The sequence below is a fragment of the Polaromonas sp. genome (genome assembly GCF_029945895.1).
Classification (GTDB): Bacteria; Pseudomonadota; Gammaproteobacteria; order Burkholderiales; family Burkholderiaceae_C; genus Polaromonas.
This window is the reverse complement of the sequence record NZ_JAQSDL010000041.1, coordinates 37,652-46,110: the sequence shown is the minus strand read 5'-3', so window position 1 is coordinate 46,110 and position 8,459 is coordinate 37,652. Positions and strand designations below refer to the sequence as shown.

The 8,459-nt window shown below is 63.9% G+C and carries 10 protein-coding genes; 3 read left to right on the top strand and 7 right to left on the bottom strand.

What is annotated here, in order from left to right:
* From PSV33_RS05090 to hpaR, 7 genes are all read right to left on the bottom strand, one after another.
* A partial coding sequence (locus PSV33_RS05090) for a 2-oxo-hepta-3-ene-1,7-dioic acid hydratase (protein ID WP_300559499.1) occupies positions 1–538 on the bottom strand: 538 nt, incomplete at its 3' end.
* A gap of 2 nt (positions 539–540) precedes the next feature.
* Complete coding sequence (locus PSV33_RS05085) at positions 541–948, bottom strand: 5-carboxymethyl-2-hydroxymuconate Delta-isomerase (RefSeq protein WP_300559496.1); 408 nt, start codon at positions 946–948, stop codon at positions 541–543.
* A 17-nt stretch (positions 949–965) separates the two neighbouring features.
* Positions 966–1,889, bottom strand: coding sequence for a 3,4-dihydroxyphenylacetate 2,3-dioxygenase (hpaD, locus tag PSV33_RS05080; RefSeq protein WP_300559493.1), 924 nt, complete (start codon positions 1,887–1,889; stop codon positions 966–968).
* Positions 1,890–1,891: 2 nt separating this feature from the next.
* The gene (gene hpaE / locus PSV33_RS05075; RefSeq protein WP_300559490.1) at positions 1,892–3,352 is read right to left on the bottom strand and encodes a 5-carboxymethyl-2-hydroxymuconate semialdehyde dehydrogenase; all 1,461 of its coding nucleotides are present in this window, start codon (positions 3,350–3,352) and stop codon (positions 1,892–1,894) included.
* A gap of 2 nt (positions 3,353–3,354) precedes the next feature.
* On the bottom strand, positions 3,355–4,101 hold the full coding sequence (locus PSV33_RS05070; RefSeq protein WP_300559488.1) for a fumarylacetoacetate hydrolase family protein: 747 nt from the start codon (positions 4,099–4,101) through the stop codon (positions 3,355–3,357).
* Positions 4,098–4,805: a fumarylacetoacetate hydrolase family protein gene (locus PSV33_RS05065; RefSeq protein WP_300559485.1), complete on the bottom strand. Its 708-nt coding sequence runs from the start codon at positions 4,803–4,805 to the stop codon at positions 4,098–4,100. Before PSV33_RS05065 ends, PSV33_RS05070 begins: the two co-directional genes overlap by 4 nt.
* Complete coding sequence (gene hpaR, locus PSV33_RS05060; RefSeq protein ID WP_300559482.1) at positions 4,802–5,233, bottom strand: homoprotocatechuate degradation operon regulator HpaR; 432 nt, start codon at positions 5,231–5,233, stop codon at positions 4,802–4,804. Before hpaR ends, PSV33_RS05065 begins: the two co-directional genes overlap by 4 nt.
* 118 nt (positions 5,234–5,351) lie before the next feature.
* Between hpaR and radA the strand changes: the two genes are divergently transcribed.
* The 3 genes from radA (at position 5,352) to PSV33_RS05045 (ending at position 8,459) form a co-directional block, all read left to right on the top strand.
* A complete protein-coding gene (gene radA, locus PSV33_RS05055) occupies positions 5,352–6,803 on the top strand; it encodes a DNA repair protein RadA (RefSeq protein ID WP_300559479.1) in 1,452 nt (483 codons plus the stop codon).
* A gap of 175 nt (positions 6,804–6,978) precedes the next feature.
* Positions 6,979–7,413 (top strand): glycerate kinase, encoded by a 435-nt coding sequence (locus PSV33_RS05050; RefSeq protein WP_300559476.1) that lies wholly within the window; start codon positions 6,979–6,981, stop codon positions 7,411–7,413.
* A 104-nt stretch (positions 7,414–7,517) separates the two neighbouring features.
* Positions 7,518–8,459, top strand: coding sequence for a branched-chain amino acid transaminase (locus PSV33_RS05045; RefSeq protein WP_300559473.1), 942 nt, complete (start codon positions 7,518–7,520; stop codon positions 8,457–8,459).

The following is an 8,459-nucleotide window of genomic DNA, read 5'->3' as shown; positions in this document are numbered from 1 at the left end:
GTGGCGACACCTTGCGGCCGCCCAGCACGATGCCGGCGTTGGCGGCGTTGTCGCTAATGGTGTCCTGCACCTTGCGCATGGCCTTGTTGTGGCGGTCGAACTGCTCGATGCGTGCGTCGATGATCTCGATCGCAGGCTGCACATGGTCGGTGGCGTCCAGCACGTCGTCCACGGTGATGTGTGTGCCCTCCAGTTTTTTCTTCAGCACAAAGGCCAGTTCGACCTCGACGCGCGGCGCGATGAAACGCACCGCGGGGATGTCGCCGGGTTCAAAAAACATGTCGTCCAGCAGCGTGCCGTAGTCGGGAGAGTCGATCTGGCTGGAGATCTGCATCGCGCGCGAAGTCAGGCCGATCTTGTGGCCCCGGGCCACACGCCCGCCGGCAATTTTCATCTGCACCCAGGCGCGGGAAATCGCGTAGCCGTCTTCCACCGTCATGCCGGGGTAACGCTTTGATAAATGCTCGACCTGCACGCGGGTCTTCTCGCTGTGGTCCAGTTCGGCGGCCAGCTGGGCAATGAGTTCGGGGCTGAACATGGTCAGGTTTTCTGGAAAAGAGGGTGAAGGTTGCTGTGCTTGCCGTCGTAGACCTGGCCGGAACTTTCGTCCATCTGCAGCGTGATGCCGATCAGCCGTTCCTTCATCAGAGGATCAAAATGGGCTGTAGCGCTTGCCAGTAAAGCGTCGCCAGCTCTCTTTTTTGTAGCGTCGGAGCGGCCGGAAGCCATGCGCAGGTTCAGGTAGACGAAGGCGTAGTCGCGCTTGCCGTCGGCCACCGCATAGTGCGCCGCCGGGTAGGCCAGCACCCGCGTGCCGCCGGTGGGGAAGACCTGTTGGCCTTCGTCGTCTTTCACGGCCAGCATGGTGTCGGCCAGAACGCGGCACAGCGCGGTCATGTCCGTGGCGGCCTCGAGGTTGGGGGTGTAGAGGATGACGAGGTGGGGCATGGCTTGTCCAGTGTCGGTCAGAGCCGGCTCACGGCCTGGTAGCCGTGCGCGGTCGAGGCCTGCGCGGCAGGAATGGCGGCGCCGGTTTGTGGCGTGACCGGAAACACCGCATTGATCTGCCCGGTGCCCGAGGCGCCGAAGTAGGGCGTGATGACCTCGGCCTGGCCGTTGTAGTCCGACCAGCCCAGGGCGCCCAGCAGCATGGCGGTGTCGTGCATGAAGCCTTCACCGTGGCCCTTGGCGGCGTATTCGGGCAGCATCGCGCAGAACGTCTTCCAGTCGCCGCGCTGCCACATGCGCACCACCTCCTGATCCAGTGTTTCGAGGAAGGGGCTCCAGATCTTGAAGGCGTATTCAGGTGCCAGGCCATTTTGCGCAAAGCGGTGCGACAGCGAGCCGCTGGCAAAAATCGCCACCGTGCCGTCGTACTCGTCTTCAATCGCGCGGCGCAGGGCCCAGCCCAGGCGCGCGCTGTCGTTGAGGTAATGCGCCTGGCACAACGCCGAAACCGACACCACCTTGTAGTGCTGGTCGGCGTTCATGTAACGCATGGGAACCAGCGTGCCGTACTCGGGGTTCAGGGTGGTGGCGTCGTGCGCCAGGGTTTCCACGCCATGCGCATTGCAGGCCTTTGCCAGCAAGTGGCCCAGCGCCGGGTTGCCCGCAAACTCGAAGCCCATGTTGCTGATGAAGTGCGGCAGCTCGTTGCTGGTGTACAGGCCCTTGAAGTGCGGCGCGCAATTGATGTGATAGTTCGCGTTGACCAGCCAGTGCGTGTCGAACACCACGATGGTGTCCACGCCGAGGGCGCGGCAACGCCGGTCGATTTCCAGGTGGCCGTTGATGGCGTCCTGCCGCGTGCCCTTGCGCGGGCCGTCCAGCTCGCTGAGGTACATCGAGGGCACGTGCGTGATTTTGGCGGCGAGTGCCAGTGTTCCCATGCTCAGACTCCCCAATGCGGAATGTGATGGCTACCGAGCGACACCGCCACGTTCTTCGGCTCGCAGAACACCTCGTAACTCCAGGTGCCGCCTTCGCGCCCGGTACCCGAGGCCTTGGTGCCGCCGAAGGGCTGGCGCAAATCGCGCACGTTCTGGCTGTTGACGAAACACATGCCGGCTTCAACGGCGGCGGCGACGCGGTGCGCGCGGCCCAGGTTCTCGGTCCAGACATAACTCGACAGGCCGTACTGCGTGTCATTGGCCAGGCGGATCGCGTCGGCTTCATCCTTGAACGGGATCAGGCAGGCGACCGGGCCGAAGATTTCTTCCTGGGCAATCCGCATCTGGTTGTCCACGTCGGCAAACACCGTGGGCAACACGTAGTTGCCCTTTTTTACCCGCTCCGGCAGGTCCGGTGCGCCCAGCCCGCCGCACAGCAAGGTGGCGCCTTCTTTCGGGCCGAGTTCGATGTAGCTGCGCACCTTGGCCAGGTGGCCCTGCGAAATCATGGGGCCGATGGTGGTGGTTTCATCGAGCGGGTCACCGACCTTGATGCGTTTGGCGCGTTCCACGAACTTCGCAACGAAGTCGGCGTAGATCGATCGCTGCACCAGGATGCGGCTGCCGGCCGTGCAGCGTTCGCCGTTGTTGGAAAAAATCATGAAGACGGCGGCGTCGAGCGCGCGTTCGAGGTTCGCGTCATCAAAAATCACGAACGGTGATTTGCCGCCCAGCTCCATGCTGAATTTTTTCAGGCCCGCCGCCTGCACGATGCGGTTGCCGGTGGCGGTGGAGCCGGTAAACGAGATCGCGCGCACGTCGGGGTGGCGGCACAGGGGCTCCCCCGCGTCCTTGCCGTAGCCGTGCACGATGTTGAGCACCCCGGGCGGAATGCCGGCTTCGAGGGCGAGTTCGCCCAGGCGCGCCGCCGTCATCGGTGACAGTTCGCTCATCTTGAGCACCGCGGTGTTGCCAAACGCCAGGCAGGGCGCGACCTTCCAGGTGGCGGTCATGAAGGGCACGTTCCACGGCGAGATCAGCGCGCAGACGCCAGTCGGGTGGTACAGCGTGTAGTTCAGGTGCGTTTCGGTCGGGTAGGTGTGGCCATCAACCCGCGTGCACATCTCGGCGAAGTAATAGAAGTTGTCAGCCGCGCGTGGGATCAGTTGCTTGCCGGTTTGCGCAATCACCTGTCCGCAGTCGTTGGTCTCCATCTGCGCGATTTCCGGCACATGGGTGGCGATCAGGTCGCCGAGCTTGCGGACCAGTTTGGCGCGCTGCGGTGCCGGCATGCCGGCCCACTTCGGAAAGGCCTCTTTCGCGGCGGCCACGGCGGCGTTGACTTCGGCTTCGCCGCCAGCAGCGACTTCGGCCAGCACGTCCTGCGTGGCGGGGTTGACGGTTTCGAAGTAGCTGTTGCCGGCAACCGTTTTGCCGTTGATGAGGTGATCTATTCTTGTCATGTTCATTCAATCGTGTTGAAAAGTTCGCCCAAGCCCTCGATGCGGGTGACCACCACGTCGCCGGGCCGGCAATCGACCACACCGTCGGGTGTGCCGGTCAGGATCAGGTCGCCGGGCTGCAGCGTCATGAAGTTGCTGAAATACTCGATCAGGAAAGGCACGTCGAAAATCATGTCGCGCGTGTTGCCGGACTGCGTGACTTTTCCGTTGACGCTGGTTTGCAGTGCCAGCGCCATCGGGTTGGCGATGTCCGCCGCATCCACCAGCCACGGGCCCAGCGGCGTGCAGCCGTCGCGGTTTTTCACACGCAGATTCGGGCGGTACCAGTTTTCGAGGTAGTCGCGGATCGCGTAGTCGTTGGCGACGGTGTAGCCGGCGATGAAGTCGTAGGCGTCGTCGCGCTTGACCTTTTTTGCGGTCCGTCCGATGACCACCGTCAGTTCACATTCGTAATGCATGAACTGCACGTCGGCCGGCCGGCGCGTGAACTGCCGGTGTCCGGTCAGCGTGCCTTCACCCTTGATGAAGACCAGAGGTTCTTCGGGCGCCTTGAATTCAAGTTCTTTCGCATGGTCGGCGTAATTGAGGCCCAGCGCAAGAATGGTGCGCGGGCGCGGCGTGGGCGCCAGCGGCGGCAGCCAGGTGACGGCGTCTTCACTGACGAGGTGGCCGTCGTCGAGCAGCAGCCGCCCATCGCGCTCGATGGCGTGCTGGGTCTGGCCTTCATACACAACACGTGCGTGTTTCATGAAGATGTGGCCCCCACGCTTCGCACTGGCGTGTCGTCGCTGCCCCCCGCCGGGGCGCTCGCGCCTCGGGGCGGCCCGGCGTCGCTCGGTTCCTCAATGAGCCTGTTGCTCAATGTGCCAAAGCCAGCCGCGCTGATGTCGATACGATCACCCCGCCTTGCCAGGGGCCGGCCCGCATCGCAGCCCAGCATCAGCACATCGCCAGCGTGCAAGGTCATGAACTCACCGACATCGGCCAGCAGCCGGGCGGCGTCGCGCACCAAATGGTTGAAGTTCACGGTTTGTCCGAGTTCGCCGTTGATGCGCACTTCCAGCATGAAGCCCGCGGGATCGCCGGCTTCGCTGGCAGGCACCAGGCGATCCCCGATGCCGAGAAAGCCGTCCAGGCATTTGAACTTGACGGGTGGGCGGAAAAAGCTGGCGTGCGGAACGGACAGGTCGTTCATCAGCACATAGCCGGCAACCGTACCGGTCTCCCCCATCACCATCGCGATGGTGGCGCCGATCTCGACCTCGGGGACCCGTGCCGGCACGGCAATGGCTGCGCCATGCGCACTCCAGGTGTTGGCTGTTTTCACATACAGCACGGGCGCTTTCGGCGGCATCTTGTAAGGCGGCTGGTTCATCTGCGGCGCGAGCACCTCAACTTCGTGTTCGAAATTGAGCAGTACGCCGTACACGGTTCCTTCAGGCATCCAGCTCATGGCTGCTCCAGTGCAATCACCTCGTCGAGCAGCGCATACAGCTGCGCGAGCTTGTCTTTTCCCAGGCTTGCTTCCATCCAGGCGTAGTGCGCTTCAATGGCCCCCGAGAGTGTGGCCACCAGTTGCACACCTTTGTCCGTGGCTTCCACGGTGGTGCGGCGCTGGTCGGCCGGATCGCGCGCGCGGCGGATCAGGCCATCCCGCTCCATGCGGGTCAGCACGCCAGTCAGGCTGGGCCCGAGGATGAAGGCTTCGCGCGCAACCTTGCCGGTTTCCACCACGCCGTGTTCGCCCAGCACCCGCAGCACGCGCCACTGCTGGTCGCTCAGGGCATGCTCGCGCAGGCGCGGCCGGGTGTGCGCCATCACCGACTCGCGCGCCTGCAGCAGCAGGCGGGGCAGGTTGCGGTGGGTAAAAGGAGTAGTCATGTGGAATGCTGAAATTATTTAACATGTTAAATGAAAGGATGCTTTCCTGCCCAGCCCCTGTCTGCCGGGATCTGTTGGGAGTTACCCGTACTGTGAATAATTACAGTAATATTCCCCCATGGCCAAAGACAAGACGATTTACACCTGCACCGAATGCGGCGGCACCAACCCCAAATGGCTGGGCAAGTGCCCGCATTGCGGCGCCTGGAACACCTTGATCGAATCCGTCGCGGAAAGTCAGTCGCCGGTGAAGAACCGGTTTGCCTCATTGGCCAAACCCTCGGAAGTCGCGACCCTGGCTGACATCGAAGCGACCGACATGGCACGCACACCCACCGGCCACGAGGAGCTGGACCGCGTGCTCGGCGGCGGCATTGTCGAAGGCGGTGTGGTGCTGATCGGCGGCGACCCGGGCATCGGCAAGTCCACGCTGTTGCTGCAGGCGCTCGATTCCCTGCAGCGTGGCTTCGACGCCAGCTTGAGCACCGTCGGGCCGCCCCAAGGCGCGAAGGCCCCCTCGGGGGGCAGCGACCCACACGGGGTGGGGAAGCGTGGGGGCACGTTATATGTCACCGGCGAGGAAAGCGGCGCCCAGGTGGCGCTGCGCTCGCGCCGCCTCGGGCTGGACGGCTCGCAAGTCAAGGTGCTGGCGGAGATCCAGCTGGAGAAAATCCTCGCCACGCTGGAGGCCACCCGGCCGGCCGTGGCCGTGATCGATTCCATTCAGACCGTGTATTCCGAGCAGCTCACCTCGGCGCCGGGCTCGGTCGCCCAGGTGCGCGAGTGTGCGGCCCACCTGACGCGCGCGGCCAAAGCCAGCGGCGTCTGCATCATCCTGGTCGGCCACGTGACCAAGGAAGGCGCGCTGGCCGGCCCGCGCGTGCTCGAACACATGGTCGATACCGTGCTGTATTTCGAGGGCGACACGCATTCGAGTTTCCGGCTGGTGCGGGCGATCAAAAACCGCTTCGGCGCAGTCAACGAGATTGGCGTGTTCGCCATGACCGAAAAAGGCCTCAAGGGCGTGAGCAACCCCAGCGCCATCTTTCTGAGCCAGCACAGCGAGCCGGTGCCCGGCAGCTGCGTGATGGTCACATTGGAGGGCACACGCCCGCTGCTGGTGGAAATCCAGGCGCTGGTCGACAGCGGCGGCCCGAGTCCGCGGCGTCTGTCGGTGGGTCTGGACCGGGACCGCCTGGCCATGCTGCTGGCGGTGCTGCACCGCCACGCCGGCATCGCCTGCATGGACCAGGACGTGTTTGTCAACGCCGTCGGCGGGGTGCGCATCAGCGAGCCGGCGGCCGACCTGGCGGTGATGCTGGCGATCACCTCCAGCCTGCGCGGCAAGCCGCTGCCCAAGGGTTTCATCGCTTTTGGCGAGGTTGGCCTGGCCGGCGAAGTGCGCCCCGCGCCGCGCGGCCAGGAGCGGCTCAAGGAAGCGGCCAAGCTGGGTTTCAGCGTGGCGGTGGTACCCAAGGCGAATGCGCCGAAAAAGCCGATTGAAGGCCTGACCATCCATGCGATAGAGCGTGTGGAGCAGGCGATCGAGGTCGTGCGAAGCCTCGCATAGTGGCAGCCGCCATGGGGCGGGCGGTTCAGATGCTATTAAATATATAGCTGTTGGCGCCCGCCCCGCATGGGCTGAAGGCCGATTTTGCTTGAAAGAACGCGCAGTGACGGCCATGCGGTTTTTCCTACGCACTCCCCGCAGCCAGCCGGCGCGCGGCGCCTGCGAAAATAGCGTCATGAACTTCCAGAAAATTTTTGTTCCGATCGCCGGCGTCGCGGTGGTGGTGCTGGCGTACCGCGGTTTTGGCTGGGCGGGTGTGGCGGCGGCGGTCGGCGGCCTGATGATGTGGCTGCTGCTTCACTTCACCCGCATGATGCAGGTGCTCAGGCGCGCGGCCAATCGCCCCATCGGTTATGCCGACAGCGCCGTCATGCTCAATGCCAAGCTCAAGCCGGGTATGACGCTGCTGCATGTGGTGGCCATGACCCGAAGCCTGGGCGCGCTGCAGTCGGACAAGGACGCCCAGCCCGAGGTGTTCCGCTGGACCGATGGCGGCCAGTCGCATGTCACCTGCACCTTTGTCGGCGGCAAGCTGGTCCACCATGAACTTTTCAGGCCGGCGCCGACCGATTCGCTGCCGGCCGCCGACGGCTCGCCGCCCGGCCCGTAAAATCAGCGTTTCGGGTTTTCAGCCGGTTCTCCGGTCCGGCCAGCGGCCGACGACGGGCCAGCGGCCGGGAAACCTCTCACGACATTCACCACAGGATCAGCATCATGTCCCCAGTAGCACCCTCCATGGAAGACCGCGACGGCAAAATCTGGATGGACGGCCAGATGGTCGAATGGCGCGACGCCAAAATCCACGTCCTCAGCCATACCCTGCATTACGGCTGCGGCGCCTTCGAGGGGGTACGCGCCTACAAGACGGCCGATGGCAGCACCGCCATTTTCCGTCTGGAGGAACACACCGAGCGCCTGTTCAACAGCGCCAAGATCCTGCGCATGAAAATTCCGTTCACCCCGCAGCAGGTCATGGACGCCCAGCTGGCCGTGGTGCGCGAAAACAGGCTCGAGAGCGGCTATATCCGTCCGCTGACCTGGATAGGCTCCGAAAAGCTGGGCGTCAGCCCCAAGGGCAACACCATCCACCTGATGGTCGCGGCCTGGACCTGGGGCGCCTACCTCGGCGAGGAAGGCATGAAACGCGGCATCCGCGTCAAGACCAGCAGCTTCACGCGCCACCATGTGAACATCACCATGATCCACGCCAAGGCGGTCAGCAATTACACCAACTCCATCCTGGCCAACATGGAGGCCACCGACGAAGGTTACGACGAGGCCCTGTTGCTCGATCCCCAGGGTTTTGCCTCCGAAGGTGCGGGCGAAAACCTGTTCATCGTGCGCAAGGGCGTGGTCTACACGCCGGATTCCAGCGCAGGCGCTCTCAACGGCATCACGCGCAACACGATTTTCGCCATCTGCAAGGACCTGGGACTGGAGCTCAGGGAAAAATCCATCACGCGCGACGAGATCTACATTGCCGATGAAGCCTTCTTCTCCGGAACGGCGGCCGAAGTCACGCCCATCCGCGAGCTGGACCGCATCGAGATCGGCAGCGGTTCACGCGGCCCCATCACCGAAAAAATCCAGAGCGCGTTTTTTGACATCGTCAACGGCCGCAACCCGAAATACGCCGCCTGGCTGTCCAAGGTCTGA

Coding starts and splice junctions, on each gene's coding strand:
- hpaR (WP_300559482.1), bottom strand. CDS start 5,233: ATGACTACTCCTTTTACCCACCGCAACCTGCCCCGCCTGCTGCTGCAG.
- PSV33_RS05045 (WP_300559473.1), top strand. CDS start 7,518: ATGTCCCCAGTAGCACCCTCCATGGAAGACCGCGACGGCAAAATCTGG.
- PSV33_RS05065 (WP_300559485.1), bottom strand. CDS start 4,805: ATGAGCTGGATGCCTGAAGGAACCGTGTACGGCGTACTGCTCAATTTC.
- PSV33_RS05085 (WP_300559496.1), bottom strand. CDS start 948: ATGCCCCACCTCGTCATCCTCTACACCCCCAACCTCGAGGCCGCCACG.
- hpaD (WP_300559493.1), bottom strand. CDS start 1,889: ATGGGAACACTGGCACTCGCCGCCAAAATCACGCACGTGCCCTCGATG.
- PSV33_RS05050 (WP_300559476.1), top strand. CDS start 6,979: ATGAACTTCCAGAAAATTTTTGTTCCGATCGCCGGCGTCGCGGTGGTG.
- hpaE (WP_300559490.1), bottom strand. CDS start 3,352: ATGACAAGAATAGATCACCTCATCAACGGCAAAACGGTTGCCGGCAAC.
- radA (WP_300559479.1), top strand. CDS start 5,352: ATGGCCAAAGACAAGACGATTTACACCTGCACCGAATGCGGCGGCACC.
- PSV33_RS05070 (WP_300559488.1), bottom strand. CDS start 4,101: ATGAAACACGCACGTGTTGTGTATGAAGGCCAGACCCAGCACGCCATC.